This is a genomic window from Candidatus Ichthyocystis hellenicum, assembly GCF_001460935.1.
In the GTDB taxonomy this organism is placed as follows: domain Bacteria; phylum Pseudomonadota; class Gammaproteobacteria; order Burkholderiales; family 2013Ark19i; genus Ichthyocystis; species Ichthyocystis hellenicum.
Map to the genome: position 1 here is coordinate 488,059 of NZ_LN906597.1, position 17,591 is coordinate 505,649.

At 43.3% G+C, this 17,591-nt stretch carries 14 protein-coding genes and 4 tRNA genes; 16 read left to right on the top strand and 2 right to left on the bottom strand.

Going from position 1 to position 17,591, the window contains the following annotated elements:
- Positions 1 to 16: 16 nt before the first annotated feature.
- Positions 17 to 538: a cytochrome b gene (locus tag Arg41_RS02270; protein WP_092342026.1), complete on the bottom strand. Its 522-nt coding sequence runs from the start codon at positions 536 to 538 to the stop codon at positions 17 to 19.
- 31 nt (positions 539 to 569) lie between these two features.
- Entirely contained in the window at positions 570 to 845 is a 276-nt protein-coding gene (locus tag Arg41_RS02275; RefSeq protein ID WP_139057382.1) for a hypothetical protein, read from the bottom strand.
- A gap of 140 nt (positions 846 to 985) precedes the next feature.
- On the opposite strand from Arg41_RS02275, the gene ychF reads away from it, so the two are divergent.
- The 16 genes from ychF to rpoC all read left to right on the top strand — a co-directional run bounded on the left by ychF (position 986) and on the right by rpoC (position 17,564).
- The gene (ychF, locus tag Arg41_RS02280) at positions 986 to 2,083 is read left to right on the top strand and encodes a redox-regulated ATPase YchF (protein WP_092342024.1); all 1,098 of its coding nucleotides are present in this window, start codon (positions 986 to 988) and stop codon (positions 2,081 to 2,083) included.
- Between the two features lie 53 nt (positions 2,084 to 2,136).
- On the top strand, positions 2,137 to 3,552 hold the full coding sequence (locus Arg41_RS02285; protein ID WP_092342023.1) for a cation:proton antiporter: 1,416 nt from the start codon (positions 2,137 to 2,139) through the stop codon (positions 3,550 to 3,552).
- Between the two features lie 37 nt (positions 3,553 to 3,589).
- Positions 3,590 to 4,090: an NUDIX domain-containing protein gene (locus tag Arg41_RS02290; protein ID WP_092342022.1), complete on the top strand. Its 501-nt coding sequence runs from the start codon at positions 3,590 to 3,592 to the stop codon at positions 4,088 to 4,090.
- A gap of 92 nt (positions 4,091 to 4,182) precedes the next feature.
- A tRNA-Tyr gene (locus Arg41_RS02295) sits at positions 4,183 to 4,268 on the top strand.
- Positions 4,269 to 4,275: 7 nt separating this feature from the next.
- A tRNA-Gly gene (locus Arg41_RS02300) sits at positions 4,276 to 4,349 on the top strand.
- A gap of 21 nt (positions 4,350 to 4,370) precedes the next feature.
- A tRNA-Thr gene (locus Arg41_RS02305) sits at positions 4,371 to 4,442 on the top strand.
- An 89-nt stretch (positions 4,443 to 4,531) separates the two neighbouring features.
- Positions 4,532 to 5,716 (top strand): elongation factor Tu, encoded by a 1,185-nt coding sequence (gene tuf / locus Arg41_RS02310; RefSeq protein WP_092343884.1) that lies wholly within the window; start codon positions 4,532 to 4,534, stop codon positions 5,714 to 5,716.
- Positions 5,717 to 5,734: 18 nt separating this feature from the next.
- Positions 5,735 to 5,807: transfer RNA gene (locus Arg41_RS02315), tRNA-Trp, on the top strand.
- 18 nt (positions 5,808 to 5,825) lie between these two features.
- Positions 5,826 to 6,173: a preprotein translocase subunit SecE gene (gene secE, locus Arg41_RS02320; RefSeq protein WP_092343416.1), complete on the top strand. Its 348-nt coding sequence runs from the start codon at positions 5,826 to 5,828 to the stop codon at positions 6,171 to 6,173.
- On the top strand, positions 6,173 to 6,706 hold the full coding sequence (gene nusG, locus Arg41_RS02325) for a transcription termination/antitermination protein NusG (protein WP_092343415.1): 534 nt from the start codon (positions 6,173 to 6,175) through the stop codon (positions 6,704 to 6,706). Before secE ends, nusG begins: the two co-directional genes overlap by 1 nt.
- Positions 6,707 to 6,784: 78 nt before the next feature.
- Positions 6,785 to 7,216 carry a 50S ribosomal protein L11 gene (gene rplK, locus Arg41_RS02330; protein ID WP_092343414.1) on the top strand — a complete coding sequence of 144 codons (432 nt, stop codon included), beginning with the start codon at positions 6,785 to 6,787 and terminating at the stop codon, positions 7,214 to 7,216.
- Between the two features lie 3 nt (positions 7,217 to 7,219).
- Positions 7,220 to 7,921, top strand: coding sequence for a 50S ribosomal protein L1 (gene rplA, locus Arg41_RS02335; protein ID WP_092343413.1), 702 nt, complete (start codon positions 7,220 to 7,222; stop codon positions 7,919 to 7,921).
- A gap of 133 nt (positions 7,922 to 8,054) precedes the next feature.
- A complete protein-coding gene (rplJ, locus tag Arg41_RS02340; protein ID WP_092343412.1) occupies positions 8,055 to 8,588 on the top strand; it encodes a 50S ribosomal protein L10 in 534 nt (177 codons plus the stop codon).
- Positions 8,589 to 8,631: 43 nt separating this feature from the next.
- Positions 8,632 to 9,009 (top strand): 50S ribosomal protein L7/L12, encoded by a 378-nt coding sequence (rplL, locus tag Arg41_RS02345; protein WP_092343395.1) that lies wholly within the window; start codon positions 8,632 to 8,634, stop codon positions 9,007 to 9,009.
- A gap of 113 nt (positions 9,010 to 9,122) precedes the next feature.
- Positions 9,123 to 13,295, top strand: a complete 4,173-nt coding sequence (rpoB, locus tag Arg41_RS02350) for a DNA-directed RNA polymerase subunit beta (RefSeq protein WP_092343390.1) — start codon at positions 9,123 to 9,125, stop codon at positions 13,293 to 13,295.
- A gap of 42 nt (positions 13,296 to 13,337) precedes the next feature.
- Entirely contained in the window at positions 13,338 to 17,564 is a 4,227-nt protein-coding gene (gene rpoC, locus Arg41_RS02355) for a DNA-directed RNA polymerase subunit beta' (RefSeq protein ID WP_092343391.1), read from the top strand.
- The last annotated feature ends 27 nt before the right edge of the window (positions 17,565 to 17,591 follow it).

Here is a 17,591-nt window from a genome sequence, read left to right on the forward strand (position 1 = left end):
AACCCTAATACATCTCCTACCTCATGCGCACAAATAGGTTGACGCGGTCTATAAATAAGTGCTTGAAGGCCATCAAAGCGTGTAGAGAGAAAACTACGAAGAACGAATATGCGGCTATCATGTGAAAATTCTGGGCTACGGTGGCTATATCTCTATTTGCAGAAACAATCCTCGGGAGTGCTGTTCCAAAAAAAAGAACGCTGTGGCCATTGGCATTGCTAACGGTATACCCTGACAGAGGAATTGCGAACAAGCAAAAGTACATTAAGGCGTACCCAGCACGAGATAACCGCAACTCTAACTTCGTAATTTTCGCTGGAGCTATTTCGTAGGATATTCTCACAAGTAATCTTATTGTTGCCAAAACGAAAATAGAAACGCCCATGGTCTTATGAACCAAGAAGATGTTTCCTATCCAAGATGAACCCTGAGCCACAATCCTAGCACCAAGGAAACCCAAAGAGCCAGTGCATACGACAAGAAGAGCTACTAGCCAATGTAGCACAACCGATAAAGGGTGATATCTTTCACGAACCATGATTAATTGTTCCCACTCTGATGTGTTAACCTCACTTACTTTCTCTTTCGTTAACCGATTTTTCTACCCTGTCGAGCTTTTCCTCAAGAAGGCAAATCCTCTTTTCTATATCGTCCAGAAAGTTACGTTGAGCACGAAAGGTGTCGTAGCTCATGAACCCTAAGGAAGTCAATTTAGACGCGACCAAGGTATCCACTTTTTTTTTCACGAATCTACCAAAATCCTTGGGACAGGATCCCGACAATGCTTTCGCGATCTTTTCTTTGTCTATCATAAAATAAACTAATCTGCTTTCCGGGACCGCCAAGCCCCAACTTCCACCATACCCATGGCGCTATTCTACACCGCCGATCATGTTTTGTGAAGGGAGAGAGGTGTAAGTTTAAGGCGTATGCTAGTATGAAGAGGAGTATTATCAATTCTTTCAAATAACTGGAATTTGTTTGTATGTCTGTTCAATGTGGCATTGTAGGTCTTCCTAACGTTGGTAAATCGACTATTTTTTCCTGTTTGACCAAGCTTATTGTTGCGGCAGAGAATTATCCGTTTTGTACCATCGATCCCAATGTTTCCTCTGTTGCTGTTCCTGATGATCGTCTTCTTCGTTTGGCTGATATTGCTAAATCTGCTGCGATAGTGCCCTCATTTTGTGATTTTGTAGACATTGCCGGTCTTGTTGCCGGTGCTTCTAAGGGTGAGGGCTTGGGGAACAAGTTTTTGTCTCATGTTCGTGAAGCAGATGCCTTAATTCATGTTGTTCGTTGTTTCTCTGATGAAAATATTGTTCACGTAAATGGGGTTGTCGACCCGGTTGCAGATGTTCAAATTATTCAACTTGAGTTAGTGCTGTCAGATATTGATGTTCTGGAAAGGTATTTGGCTAAACAGGCTAAAACCTTGAAAATTTCTCGCCAAAAAGATGCACTTGAGCGACTTGAGCTAGTGGAATTCATTTTGGGCCAAATGAATGCAGATGCTGTGTTGGTAAGAAATATGAATTTGGATGAAGATCAATTTGAAATTATTCGTTCGTTGAATTTGCTAACTGATAAACCATTTTTATATTGTGCTAATGTTGATGAACCAGATCAATCGAAAAATGAGCATCTTGCCAAGATGTCTTCGTTAGCTGAGGCGGAGGGAGTAGAGCTTCTTGCTTTGAATGCAGCGTCTGAGAAAGAGTTGATAGGTTTCTCAGATGATGAGCGCCAAGAGTTTTTATCTTACATGGGGTTTGCAGATTCCGGATTGAATCGGCTGGTTAAGTCGGCATATAGATTGCTGGGTAGACACTCTTTCTTCACCGTTGGTCCAAAAGAGACTCATTCCTGGACCATACCTACTGGTACAAAGGCACAGAGCGCCGCCGGAGCAATCCACTCAGACATAGAAAAGGGATTTATCCGTGCAGAGACGATATCATATGAAGACTTCATATCGTGTAATGGATTTAACGGGGCTAAGGAGTCAGGAAAGATGAGGTTGGAGGGTAAAGAATATGTTGTTAATGACGGTGATATAATTCACTTTCGTTTCAATGTATGAGATAAATTTGAAGGCTTACCATACTAAAAATCAAAAATAATGAAAGGATTTATGTGTTCCAAGTTCCTTTGTGGTTGAGGACAGGCGGGTGTCGTTGCAATCCTTGTCGTGTTTTATTATTTATATTGATGATTTTTTCCCCTAGTGTTATGGCAGCTGGTGACAGCAAGAATATTTTGTCATTTATGACTATGGCTTTACTTTTGCTAATTACACAACTGCTGGCCTCCTTCGTAGGGAAATTTAGGCTGCCATCGGTTTCTGCTGAGATGTTTGTAGGTATATGTTTAGGAAACTTCTCTTTGTTGGGGATTAATTTACCGGATGCAATACAAAATTTTGGCAAGGATCCGATGGTTTTGTTTTTGTCTGACATCGGATTGGTTATGTTGTTGTTCGAAATAGGATTGCACTTTGATCCTAAGACTTTGAAAAGTAGTGGGGTTGATTCTTTCGTGGTGGCTTTTTTGGGAGCTATGTTTGCTGTTGTGCTTAGCGTTGCTTTTATCGGGCCGGTATTTTTACCAAAGGAAGGTTTAGAGTCTTGGTTATTTATAGGGGCAGCTCTTGCGGCAACGTCCATTGCAGTGATGTCGCGTATATTTAGCGATTTTGGCTTGGTTCATACTATTGAGTCGCGTATTATCCTGGGAGCGGCTTTGTTTGATGATATTTTTGGTTTTGCTTTGTTGGGTGCTTTAGCTGAACTTGTTGATGGTGGCGAGGTTTCTTATATGGGGATACTCTCTTCTTTAGGGTCTGCGTTTGCTTTCCTAGGCGCTTGTTTTTTAATAGGAAGACCAATTGTGAAAGTTATTGTTAATTTGATAGCAAAAAAAGTTGATAATAGCCATGCTATGGCTCTTGTGATATTGATTTCCTTGGCTTTTGTCGGGTCTTATTTTGCTAGTTATTTTGGTTTGGCCCCAATTGTTGGAGCTTTTGCTGCCGGTTTAATGTTAGGGGAGGATAATTTGCTGGTTTTTTCTGATGAGAAGGCTGTGCAGATGATTAATGATTATTTGAAGGTAATTAAGTCAGAGTCTGACTCTTTGTCTTTTAAGTATCTTGAAGATCGTCTAGTGTCTGCAAGGAAAGAACAATTTCTATCTTTGATTTTTCCACTAAAGAAGATTTTTTTGCCGTTGTTTTTTATTGTTGTCGGTACAGAGCTTAATGTTGGAATATTTTTTGAAAAACGCAATGTTTTTCTTGTTTTGGTTATCCTTGCTTTAGCAATAGTGAGCAAGCTTTTGTCGGCTATTTTTCTGCGATGTGCTGATCGCTGGATTGTAGGGTGGGGCATGGTACCCAGAGGTGAGGTGGGGCTCATATTTTTGGCGGCTGGACGTGCCTATGGTGTAATAGTTGATCCGTATTTCTCTATTCTTGTGGCGGTTGTTATTGTGACTACCATTGTTAGTCCGTGGGTGTTGAGTTTATTGTTGCATAAGCGTGAATTAGTATAATTAGTCGATTAAGGCGGACTTTATATTATGGTAGATTATGGTAAATGACGGCGGTGAAGTGTTTTTTCGTGCTGGTGTAGGTGCTGTTATAACGAATTTATCCTTTGATAGGGTGTTATTGTTTAGACGTGGTGATTACGTCAATACGTGGCAGTGTCCCCAGGGGGGTGTTAATCAGAATGAATCAACTGATGAAGCCGTTTTTAGGGAGGTGTTTGAAGAAACCGGGATAAAGAAGGAAGAGTTAGAGGTTGTGGCGGTTTGTCCGGTATGGCTGGGGTATGAGTTACCTAGTGGAAAGAGTGAGGAACACCTTAGTGTTGGGCAGGTGCATAGGTGGTACGTTCTTAAATTGCTTACTTCTTATGATGTTTTCCGCGATGCTGCGGCCAAGGAGTTTATCGATTCTTCTTGGCGTAGTTTTGATGACTGGAATTTAGACAGCGTTCCTAGTTTTAAAAAGGAAGTGGTAATTTTTTTGATGAATTGGTTTTTTGATGTGGCTTTGGCTGAGGAAAGATTATTATCCGGTGTCTGACTTTTGAGTTGTTTTTTTTCATATACTTTGTTTTTTTCAGGAATGATAATTTGACAAACGTTGTTTTTCTCTGAAGAATAGCTTCTCTTTGAGGAGGGGTGCCCGAGTGGCTAAAGGGGGCAGACTGTAAATCTGTTGGCTTACGCCTACGTTGGTTCGAATCCATCCCCCTCCACCATGTTTGTGCGGGTGTAGCTTAATGGTAGAGCAGAAGCCTTCCAAGCTTATGACGAGGGTTCGATTCCCTTCACCCGCTCCAATGATTTTGAGTGCAGATTTAGCCCATGTAGCTCAGTGGTAGAGCACTCCCTTGGTAAGGGAGAGGTCGTCAGTTCAACTCTGATCGTGGGCATTTGCTTGTTTTTGGTTAATTTGTAGTTTGATTTGCATAGGTTATCAGGGGTTTGTAGTTGCAAGAGGTTGTTTAACACGGGGGGGTATATGGCTAAGGCTAAGTTTGAGCGTACGAAGCCGCATGTTAATGTAGGGACGATAGGGCACGTTGATCATGGGAAGACAACGTTGACGGCGGCGTTGACGACGATATTGAGCAAGGCGTACGGAGGAGAGGTAAAAGGGTACGACCAGATCGATAATGCTCCTGAAGAAAGAGCTAGAGGGATAACGATAAATACGTCGCACGTTGAGTATTCTACGTCAGCGAGGCATTATGCGCATGTAGATTGTCCTGGGCACGCTGACTACGTGAAGAACATGATAACCGGAGCGGCCCAGATGGATGGAGCGATACTGGTGGTGTCTGCAGCGGATGGTCCGATGCCGCAGACGAGGGAGCATATATTATTGGCAAGGCAAGTTGGAGTACCGAGCATAGTAGTATTTTTGAACAAATGCGACATGGTTGATGATCCGGAGTTACTAGAGTTAGTTGAGATGGAAGTCAGGGAGTTATTATCTAAGTATGATTTTCCTGGGGAAGAGATACCGTTAGTGAAAGGTTCTGCGGTAAAAGCGTTAGAAGGGGATCAAAGCGAGATAGGAGAGAAGGCGGTAATGGCGTTAGCGGAGGCGCTGGATAGTTATATACCGACACCGACGAGGGCGGTGGATCAGCCGTTTTTGATGCCGATAGAAGATGTATTTTCTATTTCTGGGCGAGGCACAGTGGTAACCGGTCGAGTAGAGCGGGGCATATTGAAGGTAAATGAAGAGATAGAGATAGTGGGGCTGAGAGAGACGCAGAAGACTATATGTACGGGAGTGGAGATGTTTCGCAAGTTACTGGACGAGGGTCGTGCCGGTGACAATGTGGGGATATTGTTGAGGGGAGCGAAGAGGGAAGATGTAGAGAGAGGGCAGGTTTTGGCGAAGCCGGGTTCAATAACTCCTCACACGGTATTTGAGGCGGAGGTGTATGTATTGTCGAAGGAAGAAGGGGGTCGGCATACACCATTTTTTAATGGATATAGACCGCAGTTTTACTTTAGGACAACAGATGTAACCGGATCGATCAAGTTTGAAGGAGAGATGGTAATTCCCGGGGACAATGTGACAATGCATGTTGAGTTGATAGCACCGATTGCGATGGAAGAGGGCTTACATTTTGCTGTACGAGAAGGTGGCAAAACTGTTGGTGCTGGTGTTGTTACAAAAGTTATTAAGTAAATTCGGTTTATGTTTCTAAGGCCAATAGCTCAATTGGTAGAGCGCCGGTCTCCAAAACCGAAGGTTGGGGGTTCGATTCCCTCTTGGCCTGTTTAGATGTTGCGATGACATGATAGAGAAGATTAGAGTAGTACTGTTTTTTCTTGTTTTTTCTGCTGGTATTTTATTTTTTAGCTTCTTTCCTACCCAAACTGTTATTACGAAAGTTGGTGTAGGTGTGGCTTCTGTTATTGTTTGTGGTCTGTTGTTCTATTATTCTAAGCTGGGCCAGAGGTTGGTTGTTTTTTCTAGAGAGTCTGTTCGTGAGGCTTCTAAAGTATTTTGGCCTACTCGTAAGGAGACGATGCAACTAGTGCTGGTGGTGTTTGTTTTCACCGTGGTGGTTGCGTTGTACATTTTTTTTGTTGATAAATTTCTTGAGTGGTTTCTTTACGATTTGATTCTGGGGTGGAGATAATGTCGAAGCGTTGGTACGTGGTTCATGTTCACTCTGGTTTCGAGAAAGCTGTTCGTCGTTCCCTTGAGGAAAGGATTGAGCGTTCTGATCTTCAGGATTCATTTGGCCAAATTCTCGTTCCGGTTGAAGAGGTTGTTGAGATGAGGGGTGGGCACAGGAGGATATCTGAGCGTCGATTTTTTCCTGGGTATGTTTTGATTGAAATGGATTTCAACGAAGATACCTGGCATTTGGTGCGTAGTACTGCTAAAGTAAGCGGCTTCATCGGAGGGACTTCTAGTAGACCTACTCCTATTTCTGAAAAAGAGGTCGAAAAAATAATGAAATTGGTGCAAGATGGCTCTGAAAAACCGAAACCTAAAGTTCTGTTCGAGATAGGTGAGGTTCTTCGAATTAAAGAGGGTCCTTTCGCTGATTTTCATGGTGTTCTCGAAGACGTTAATTATGATAAGAGTCGTTTGCGGGTTTCGGTAACTATTTTTGGTAGGGCTACTCCTGTGGAGTTGGAGTTTGATCAGGTTGAGAAAGTTTGAATTTTTGGTTGGCTTAGGGCCTGTTTTGGGTTCTTTTGTTGTCGCTTAATTTTTAAGGTTGGCTTGGAGTGTTTGTAGATGGCTAAGAAAGTTTTGGGGTTAATTAAGTTGCAGATTCCGGCAGGTAAGGCCAATCCGTCTCCTCCGTTGGGTCCTGCTTTGGGGCAGCGCGGGCTTAACATTATGGAGTTTTGTAAGGCTTTTAATGCTGCTACACAGTCCTTTGATCAGGGCGTGCCTATACCAGTTGTTATTACTGCCTATGTAGATAAGAGTTTCACTTTTATAATGAAGGCACCTCCTGCTACGTTTCTGATAAAAAAAGAGGCTGGAATTACTAAGGGATCTGCTCGTCCTCACGTTGATAAAGTTGGTGTTTTGACATTTGAGCAGTGTAAGAAGATAGCCGCTTTGAAAATGTCTGATCTCACGGCGGCTAGTATAGACGCAGCTGCGTTGACTATTGCTGGTTCTGCAAGAAGCATGGGTGTTAAGGTGGAAGGAATCTAGGTTATGGCAAAGCTTAGTAAGCGATTATCGGCTAACAAGGTGATGGTGGATCGTGATAAACAGTACAATCTTGACGATGCACTTTTGTTGCTTAAGAAGATAGCTACGGCGCGCTTTGATGAGTCTGTTGACGTTGCTGTTTGCTTGGGTGTGGATCCGCGTAAGTCCGATCAGGTTGTTCGCGGGTCGGTGGTACTGCCTTCAGGTACTGGTAAGGCTGTTCGTGTTGCCGTTTTCGCTCAAGGGGAAAAAGCTGAAGCTGCTAGAGCTGCTGGTGCTGATATTGTTGGTTTTGAAGATCTTGCGGAGACTATTAAGGGCGGGACAATTGATTTTGATGTTCTGATAGCCTCTCCTGATTCTATGCGTGTAGTTGGTCAGTTGGGCCAGATTTTGGGTCCTAGGGGTTTGATGCCAAATCCTAAAGTAGGTACTGTTGCAACTGACGTTGTTCTTGCTGTTAAGAATGTCAAGTCTGGGCAGGTTCAGTACAGAACTGATAAAACAGGGATAGTCCACTGTGCTTTAGGTAAGGCTTCTTTTTCTGTGGAGAGTTTAAAAGAGAATTTTATTTCTCTCATGTCTGCTTTGAATAAAGCTAGGCCTGCTTCTGCTAAGGGTGTTTATTTTAAAAGGGTGTTTATGTCTAGCACCATGAGTTGTTCTGTTCGCTTGGAGGTTACTTCTATTCCTCTTAGTAGATAGGTTGGATTGAATACTGGTTTATCGAAGACCGGTGGGGCTTTTGGGGCTTAAAAATTAAACCCGCCGCAGATAGTAATGGAAGGCTTTATTTCTCCTTGCTTCTGATTCGTTTATGCCAATTTAAGGAGGAGTGATGGGTTTAAGCCTTAAGGATAAGGAACTGGTTGTTTCTCAGTTGTCTGAGCGCCTTGCTGGTGCGCAGGCTGTTATTTTTGCTGAGTATCTTGGTACTAGTGCGACTGCTGCTGCTGCTCTTCGAAGAAGTGCAAGAGAGAGTGGGGTATACCTAAAAGTTTTGAGGAATACATTGGTGCGGCGTGCTATTAAGGGTACGTCGTTTGAGGTTTTGTCGGATAGAATTTTTGGTCCGCTTGTGTATGCCATTGGTGATGATCCCGTGTCTGTTGCTAAGGTTTTGTACGATTTTTCTAATGTCTCGCAGCAGACTTTTGTTGTTAAGGGTGGAGCTGTTTCTGGTCGGTATATTGATTGTGATGCTGTGAAAGTTTTGGCTACTCTGCCTTCGCGCGAAGAGTTGTTGTCAAGGCTCATGGGTACCATGCAGGCTCCAATATCCCAGTTTGCTCGCGTTATGAACGAGATTCCTACTAAGTTCGTACGTGCTTTGGCTGCTATCAGGGATCTGAAGGAATCTTCCCTCATTTAATACTTTATAGGTTGTTTATTGTCGTTGTGCTGAGGAGTTATTTATGGCTATGTCTAAGAAGGACGTTTTGGAAGCAATTTCTGATATGACGGTACTAGAGTTATCGGAGCTCATAAAGGATATGGAGGAAAAATTTGGAGTGTCAGCAGCAGCAGCGCCGGTTGTTGTTGCTGCCGCTGGATCTGATGCTAAAGAAGAAGCGGAAGAAAAAACAGAATTTGATGTTATCTTATCTGCGATTGGTGACAATAAAATTGGTGTAATCAAAGTGATTCGTGAGATTACCGGATTACCTCTGAAAGAAGCTAAAGAGCTTGTGGAATCGGCTCCTAAACCAATTAAGGAAGGCATTTCCAAATCCGATGCTGAGGCTATGAAGAAAAAAGTGGAAGAATCTGGTGCTACAGTTACTTTGAAGTAGTTTTTAGCGCTGTTTGGTCGGACAGATGCATACTCTCTGTTGTCAGCTAAGACTGGTAGTGGCCAGTAGCCAAGCCTATTGTAGTTTCTCGTTTTGCCAGTGAGGGGGTTTTGATGTCGTACGGCTACGCAGAGAAAAAAAGGATAAGAAAGAACTTTGCCAAAAGGGGTACAGTTCTCGAGATTCCTTATTTATTGGCTACTCAGCTTCGCTCCTATAGGGATTTTCTGCAGGCAGATGTTCCTCCTCAGGATAGGGTTTCTCGCGGTTTGCAGGCTGCCTTTGAGGCTGTTTTCCCTATTTCTGGGTACTCTGGGTTTGCTCGTTTGGAGTTCATTTCTTATTCCTTGGGCGATCCAAGCTTTGATGTGTTGGAGTGTCAGCAGCGTGGATTGACTTACTCGGCCTCTCTTCGTGCCAAAGTTCGTCTGGTTTTGTTCGATAAAGAATCAAATCAAGATAAGGTTAGAGAAGTGAAGGAGCAGGAGGTGTATATGGGAGAGATTCCTCTCATTACGCGTCATGGTTCTTTCATTGTGAATGGTACAGAACGGGTTGTTGTCTCGCAGTTACACCGTTCGCCGGGTGTTTTTTTCGAGCATGATAAAGGGAAAACACATAGTTCTGGTAAGCTTCTCTTTTTTGGCAGAATCATTCCTTATCGTGGTTCTTGGTTGGATTTTGAGTTTGACTCCAAGGACTATTTGTATTTTCGTGTTGATCGTCGACGCAAGCTTCCAGTCACTATTCTCTTGAAGGCAATGGGTTTCTCAAAGGAAGCTATATTGTCAATGTTCTACTCTTTCGATACCTTTCGTATTGATGCTGGTCAGTATTTTCTTTGTTTGCAACCGCATCAATTGAAGGGTGAGATTGCTCGCTTTGATATTCATGATTCTACTGGTTCTCTGATTGTTGCTAAAGATAAGCGTATTAATGCGAAACATGTAAAGGAAATGGAACAAGCCAAACTAACTGAGGTTCCTGTTCCTCTTGAATATATTTTTGGCAAGATTTTGGCCAAAGATTACGTGGATGATAAAACTGGTGAGATAATTGCTCGTGCTAATGACGAGATTAATGAGGATATATTAAAAGCTCTTTTTGATGCGGGTCTTAATGAATTTGATGTTATCTATGTAAATGATTTGGATAATGGTAGCTATATTTCGCAGACGTTGCGTATCGATGAGACGGTAGACGAGTGGACTGCTAAGGTGGCCATTTACCGTATGATGCGTCCTGGAGAACCTCCTACAGAGGATGCTGTCGAGTCGCTGTTTCGAGCTTTGTTTTATTCTGCTGATAGGTATGATTTATCTTTGGTTGGGAGGATGAAGTTTAATAGCAGAGCCTATCCATCTAATGTTGATGTTAGGACCTCGACTTGGTTAAAAGCTTTTTATGATAAGGTCGCTGAGGCTGGTTTGCCTTCTTCTATGACCCTGACTGATAATGATATTGTCTCTGTGATTGGTATTTTGGTTGAGCTTCGTAACGGTAGAGGAATTGTTGACGATATTGACCATTTGGGAAATCGTAGGGTGCGTTGTGTTGGTGAATTGGCTGAGAATCAGTTTCGTGCAGGTCTTGTTCGAGTGGAGCGAGCAGTTAAGGAACGTTTGAGTCATGCTGAATCCGAGAATTTAATGCCCCATGATTTGATTAATGCAAAACCCATAGCTGCGGCGATTAAGGAGTTTTTTGGCTCTTCTCAATTATCTCAGTTTATGGATCAAACTAATCCTTTGTCGGAAATTACTCATAAGCGAAGGGTGTCTGCGCTAGGACCTGGAGGTTTGGTTAGAGAGAGGGCTGGATTTGAAGTTAGGGATGTTCATCCTACCCATTACGGACGGGTTTGTCCTATTGAAACTCCGGAAGGGCCGAACATTGGTTTGATTAATTCCATGGCCCTTTTTGTTCGAACCAATGATTATGGGTTTTTGGAAACGCCTTATCGTAGGGTCGATAATAGTCGCGTAACTGACCAAATAGATTACTTGTCTGCCATTGAGGAAGCTGGGTATGTTATTGCGCAGGCTAATGCTGCTCTAGATGAGAATGGTTGTTTGACGAGTGATCTTGTTTCTTGTCGTTATCTTGGAGAGTGTAGCTTGATGTCTCCAGATATCGTACAGTATATGGATGTTTCCCCGTCGCAGATTGTCTCTGTTGCTGCTTCTTTGATTCCTTTTTTGGAGCATGATGATGCTAACAGAGCTTTGATGGGGTCAAACATGCAGCGGCAGGCGGTTCCTTGTCTGCGACCTGAGAAACCGCTTGTTGGGACTGGAATTGAACGCACAGTAGCGGTCGATTCTGGAACAACAGTTCAATCTTTGAGGGGTGGAGTTGTAGATTTTGTTGATGCTAACAGAGTAGTTGTTCGTGTCAACGATGATGAGGCAGCTTCTGGTGAGGTTGGAGTAGACATCTACAATTTGATAAAGTGTACTCGTTCTAATCAAAACACAAACATAAGTCAGCGTTCCATTGTTAAGAAGGGTGATGTTGTTAGAAGGGGCGATGTAATTGCTGATGGAGCGTGTACGGACAAGGGTGAGTTAGCCTTGGGTCAGAACATGTTGGTTGCGTTCATGCCTTGGAATGGCTACAACTTCGAAGACTCTATTCTTATATCAGAGAGGGTTGTTGCTGATAACCGATTTACTTCCATACATATCGAAGAGTTGTCTGTGGTAGCGCGAGACACAAAATTAGGGCCGGAAGAAATTACTAGAGACATATATAATTTGGCAGAGTTTCAGCTGAGTCGTTTAGATGAGTCTGGTATTGTTTACATAGGTGCTGAGGTTGAGGCTGGTGATGTTTTGGTTGGAAAAATTACACCAAAAGGAGAGATTCAGCTGACACCAGAAGAAAAATTGTTGCGGGCCATTTTTGGTGAGAAGGCTTCGGATGTTAAGGATACTTCCTTGAGGGTTCCGTCAGGAATTTCAGGCACTGTGATAGATGTTCAGATATTTACTAGAGAGGGTGTTGATAGGGATTGTCGTGCCCAGCAAATTATTGATGACAATCTTAGAAAATACCGAGCTAATTTAGCTGATCAGATGAGAATTGTTGAGAATGACGCTTTTGATCGAGTCTCTCGTCTCTTGGTGGGGCAGGTTGTTCGCTTGGCTCCTCAATTAAAAGAAGGTCAGGTAATTACTGAAGATTATTTACTGATGTTGCCGCGTCATAATTGGTTCGATATTTGTTTAGAAGATGAAGGCAGTGCTTCTAGTCTGGAATTTTTGCGGCAATTGTTGGAGCAGAAGAGGCGAGAGTTTGATTTGATGTTTGAAGAGAAGCGCAAGAAGATGACTCAAGGTGATGAATTGTCTCCTGGGGTTCAAAAGATGGTCAAAGTCTATATTGCTATAAAGAGACGCCTGCAATCAGGTGATAAAATGGCGGGTCGTCATGGGAATAAGGGGGTTGTTTCTCGTATCGTTCCCGTGGAGGATATGCCTCATCTTGCTGATGGAACCCCGGTTGATATGGTGTTGAATCCCTTAGGTGTTCCGTCTAGGATGAATATAGGTCAGGTTTTGGAGACTCATCTCGGTTGGGCAGCAAAAGGGTTGGGTTCTCGGATAGCAGAGATATTGGATAAGGTACAGGAGGATAAAAATAAGATTTCATTTTTGAGAGATTATTTGTCCAATATTTATAATAGAAGTGGGCGTAAAGAATCCTTAGACTTTCTTTCAGACGAAGAAATTATAGAATTAGCTACTAATTTGAAGGAAGGTGTTCCTTTTGCAACGGCGGTGTTTGATGGTGCTACTGAGGATGAAATTCGATCAATGTTGGAGTTGGCATATCCTGATTATTTAGGTGAGGTGATGGGATTTACTCCATCTAAAACTCAAGTTGCCCTCTATGATGGTCGAACCGGTGAGAAGTTTATTCGCCCTGTTACAGTTGGGTACATGTATATACTCAAACTGCATCATTTGGTTGATGATAAAATGCATGCTCGTTCCACTGGGCCTTATTCTCTTGTTACTCAGCAACCATTGGGTGGTAAAGCCCAATTTGGTGGTCAAAGATTAGGTGAGATGGAGGTTTGGGCGTTGGAGGCTTACGGTGCCGCTTATACATTACAGGAGATGTTGACTGTTAAGTCAGATGATGTTTCTGGTCGTACGAAGGTGTATGAGAATATTGTTAAGGGTGATCATAAGATAGATGCTGGTATGCCTGAGTCATTTAATGTTTTGGTTAAAGAGATTCGTTCTTTGGCTATTGATGTTGAACTTGAGAATTCTTGATTTGGTTTTTGTAGCTTTGATATTTTGACGAGAGAGAACTAGATGAAGGCATTGCTTGATTTGTTTAAGCAGGTGGGTCACGGTGAGGAGTTTGATGCGATAGTCATTCGTTTAGCATCTCCCGAGAAGATTCGTTCTTGGTCTTACGGCGAAGTAAAAAAACCAGAGACAATAAACTATCGTACTCTCAAGCCGGAGCGAGATGGTTTGTTCTGTGCGAAAATTTTTGGCCCGGTGAAGGATTATGAGTGTCTTTGCGGTAAGTATAAGCGGCTTAAGCATCGTGGTGTTATCTGTGAGAAGTGTGGTGTTGAGGTTACTTTATCTAAAGTTCGCCGCGAACGAATGGGGCATATTGAGTTAGTTTCTCCTGTTGCGCATATTTGGTTTTTGAAATCGTTGCCTTCTCGGATGGGTATGATTTTGGATATGCCTCTTCGTGATATTGAGAGGGTTTTGTATTTTGAGGCTTTTGTCGTAGTTGATCCTGGCATGACTCCTTTGACCAAGGGGCAGTTGTTGAGTGAGGATGATTATATTGCAAAGCTGGAAGAGTACGGTGATGATTTTGTGGCTTTGATGGGAGCGGAGGCGGTTCGTGATCTTTTGAGGGGCTTGGATTTACCACGGGAGATACAATCGCTTCGTAAATCCTTGGAAGAAACTTCGTCTGAAGCCAAGATTAAGAAAATTGCAAAGCGTTTGAAGTTGTTGGAAGCTTTTGATAATTCTTCTTCTCGTCCGGAATGGATGGTCTTAGAGGTTTTACCTGTACTTTCTCCTGAGCTACGTCCGTTGGTTCCTCTTGATGGTGGTCGTTTTGCTACCTCAGATCTTAATGATTTGTACCGTCGAGTTATTAATCGCAATAACAGGTTGCGTCGGTTGTTGGAGCTTAGGGCTCCAGACATTATTGTTCGTAATGAAAAGCGTATGTTGCAAGAGGCGGTTGATTCTTTGCTTGATAATGGCCGGCGTGGTAAAGCTATGACAGGTGCCAATAAGAGACCATTGAAGTCTTTTGCCGATGTTATTAAGGGTAAGAGCGGCCGTTTCCGTCAGAATTTGCTTGGTAAGCGGGTGGATTATTCTGGACGTTCTGTGATAGTTGTTGGTCCGCAGTTAAAGTTGCATCAATGTGGTTTGCCCAAAAAAATGGCCTTGGAGTTGTTTAAACCTTTTATTTTTCAGAAGCTTGAGGTTATGGGGCTAGCGACCACCATAAAACAAGCTAAAAGAATGGTTGATAGTGAGGAAGCTATTGTTTGGGACATATTGGAGGGAGTAATTCGGGAGCATCCGGTGTTGTTGAATCGTGCTCCTACACTACATAGATTGGGGATTCAGGCTTTCGAGCCTATTCTTGTTGAGGGTAAGGCGATTCAGTTGCACCCATTGGTTTGTGTCGCGTTTAATGCGGACTTTGATGGTGACCAGATGGCGGTGCACGTTCCTCTATCTTTGGAGGCGCAGATGGAAGCTAGAACTCTTATGCTTGCTTCCAACAATGTTTTGTCTCCAGCCAATGGTGAGCCTATTATCGTTCCGTCACAGGATATTGTGCTAGGTCTTTACTACATTACTCGTGAGAATAAGGCAGCTCGAGGAACGGGAATGTTCTTTTCGGATTTGTCGGAGTTGAAACGAGCCTATGAAGTAGGTGCAGTTGATGTTAATGCCCGTGTTACTGTGCGATTGGAAGAGCGATTTTTTGTAGAGGGTAAAGTTTCATCTGTTCGGTCTCGTTATGAAACTGTAGTTGGCTGTGCCTTTGTTTCTGAAATATTACCTGTAGACTTGCCTTTCTCTATGGTCAATAGAACGCTTAAGAAAAAAGAAATATCTAAACTTATCAATTCTTCTTTTAGACGTTGCGGTTTGCGTGAGACGGTTATTTTTGTCGATAGATTAATGCAGATGGGGTTCCACCACTCTATGAAAGCAGGGGTGTCGATTTCTATTGATGACATGCTGGTGCCTAGTAGGAAGGATTCGTTGGTTCAGAAAGCTGAGGTAGAGGTTAAGGAAATTCAGCAGCAGTATAGTTCTGGGTTGGTTACTGAAGGTGAGCGCTACAATAAAGTTATTGATATATGGGGGCGAGCAGGGGATCTTGTTGCCAAGGCCATGATGGATCGGCTTTCCGTGGAGAAAGTTATTTTGGATGATGGGGTGGAGGCCGAACAAGAGTCATTTAATTCCATATATATGATGGCTGATTCTGGGGCAAGGGGCTCTGCTGCTCAGATCAGGCAGTTGGCAGGAATGCGTGGTCTTATGGCTAAGCCTGATGGTTCTATTATTGAAACTCCTATTACTTCGAACTTCCGTGAAGGTTTGAATGTTTTGCAATACTTTATTTCTACCCACGGAGCTCGTAAAGGTCTTGCCGATACGGCTTTGAAGACAGCTAATTCTGGATATTTGACTCGGCGTTTGGTTGATGTTACCCAGGATTTGGTTGTAATCAAGAATGATTGTGGTACAACCAGTGGGGTTTGGGTGAAGGATTTGATTGAAGGTGGGGAAGTTGTTGAGTCGTTGCGAGAACGTATTTTAGGGCGTGTGGTTGCTCAGGATATTATTCACCCGGATACTCGGGAAGTTATGTTTCCAGCTGGGGTTTTGTTGGGTGAAGATGAGGTTGGACGTATTGAGGCTGTCGGTGTAGATGAGGTTAAGGTTCGTACTCCCTTGACTTGTGTAACTCGCTATGGTCTTTGTGCGAAGTGCTATGGTCGTGATTTGGCTCGTGGGCACTTGATCAATGTGGGTGAGGCTGTGGGTGTTATTGCGGCTCAATCCATTGGTGAACCGGGTACGCAGTTGACGATGAGAACTTTTCACATAGGTGGTGCTGCTTCTCGTGCTGCTGTTTCTTCCAGTGTAGAGGTCAAAGTTTCTGGTGTCGTGTGTTTCTCGTCTTCTATGCGGTATTTGACTAATAAGAAGAATGAGAAGGTGGTAATTACTCGTTCTGGTGAGGTAACAATAGTTGATGCTACCACTGGGCGCGAAAGGGAACGTCATAAAATACCCTATGGTGCTGTGCTTCGTTTTGGTGACAGCGAGTCTGTGTCTGCTGGGGACGTTTTGGCCACTTGGGAACCGCATACGAGGCCAATTATTTCTGAGTTTGCCGGTATTGTTCGCTTTGAAAATGTAGAGGAAGGTGTTACCGTTGCTCGCCAAGTTGACGAGGTTACGGGTCTTTCTACTCTCGTTGTCATTGATGGTAAACGTCGCTCTGGTTCCTCGAAGACTCTTAAGCCTCAGGTTAAGCTTTTTAGTGAATCTGGAGAAGAGGTTAAGATTTTAGGAACTGACCACGTGGTAACGATAGGGTTCCAAGTTGGTTCTGTTATTACCGTAAAGGATGGCCAGTTCGTCGATATAGGTGAGGTTTTAGCTCGTATTCCATTGGAGACTTCGAAAACTAGGGATATTACCGGTGGGTTGCCTCGTGTTGCCGAGTTGTTTGAGGCACGTGCGCCGAAGGATAGTGGTATTTTGGCGGAGGTGACTGGTACTGTATCTTTTGGTAAGGATACAAAAGGCAAGCAGCGTTTGGTTATTACTGATCTGGAGGGGAACAGTCGTGAGTTTCTTATTCCAAAAGATCGGCAGGTTTTGGTTCACGATGGTCAAATTGTTAACAAAGGTGAGCCTGTTGTTGATGGTCCGGCTAATCCTCATGATGTTTTGCGTTTGTTGGGAGTTGAGGCACTTTCTCGCTACATAGTTAGTGAAGTTCAGGATGTTTACCGTCTTCAGGGTGTGCGCATTAATGACAAGCACATCGAAGTGATTGTGCGGCAAATGCTTCGTCGGGTACATATTTCCGATCCTGGGGATACTAGGTTTATTCTTGGCGAGCACGTTGAGCGCTCGGAAGTTTTGGATGAAAATGACAAGGTTGTCAGTCAATCCAAGAATCCTGCGTCATACAACTACATGCTGCTTGGTATAACTAAAGCTTCTCTTTCTACTGATTCTTTTGTTTCGGCTGCTTCGTTTCAGGAGACTACTCGTGTTTTGACTGAAGCTGCGATTATGGGCAAGCGTGATGAATTGAGAGGATTGAAGGAGAATGTTATTGTTGGTCGACTGATTCCCGCTGGAACTGGATTGGCCTATCATAGGAGTCGCAAGTCATCACCTTCAGGTGTGTTGTTTGATTCTGAGGAAGTATTTCAGAGTGCTGATGTTTCTTGTTCCTCTTTGCCTCTGGATTCTGGTGCTTCATTGGGCCCGGTGGTTCCTGACTAGGTTGTTTTTATGTTTGTTTGTGTAGGG

Bases quoted from the DNA above. Each gene is read 5' to 3' on its own strand.
- Arg41_RS02270 (WP_092342026.1), bottom strand. From the start codon at position 538: ATGGTTCGTGAAAGATATCACCCTTTATCGGTTGTGCTACATTGGCTA.
- ychF (WP_092342024.1), top strand. From the start codon at position 986: ATGTCTGTTCAATGTGGCATTGTAGGTCTTCCTAACGTTGGTAAATCG.
- Arg41_RS02290 (WP_092342022.1), top strand. From the start codon at position 3,590: ATGGTAAATGACGGCGGTGAAGTGTTTTTTCGTGCTGGTGTAGGTGCT.
- tuf (WP_092343884.1), top strand. From the start codon at position 4,532: ATGGCTAAGGCTAAGTTTGAGCGTACGAAGCCGCATGTTAATGTAGGG.
- secE (WP_092343416.1), top strand. From the start codon at position 5,826: ATGATAGAGAAGATTAGAGTAGTACTGTTTTTTCTTGTTTTTTCTGCT.
- nusG (WP_092343415.1), top strand. From the start codon at position 6,173: ATGTCGAAGCGTTGGTACGTGGTTCATGTTCACTCTGGTTTCGAGAAA.
- rplK (WP_092343414.1), top strand. From the start codon at position 6,785: ATGGCTAAGAAAGTTTTGGGGTTAATTAAGTTGCAGATTCCGGCAGGT.
- rplA (WP_092343413.1), top strand. From the start codon at position 7,220: ATGGCAAAGCTTAGTAAGCGATTATCGGCTAACAAGGTGATGGTGGAT.
- rplJ (WP_092343412.1), top strand. From the start codon at position 8,055: ATGGGTTTAAGCCTTAAGGATAAGGAACTGGTTGTTTCTCAGTTGTCT.
- rplL (WP_092343395.1), top strand. From the start codon at position 8,632: ATGGCTATGTCTAAGAAGGACGTTTTGGAAGCAATTTCTGATATGACG.
- rpoB (WP_092343390.1), top strand. From the start codon at position 9,123: ATGTCGTACGGCTACGCAGAGAAAAAAAGGATAAGAAAGAACTTTGCC.
- rpoC (WP_092343391.1), top strand. From the start codon at position 13,338: ATGAAGGCATTGCTTGATTTGTTTAAGCAGGTGGGTCACGGTGAGGAG.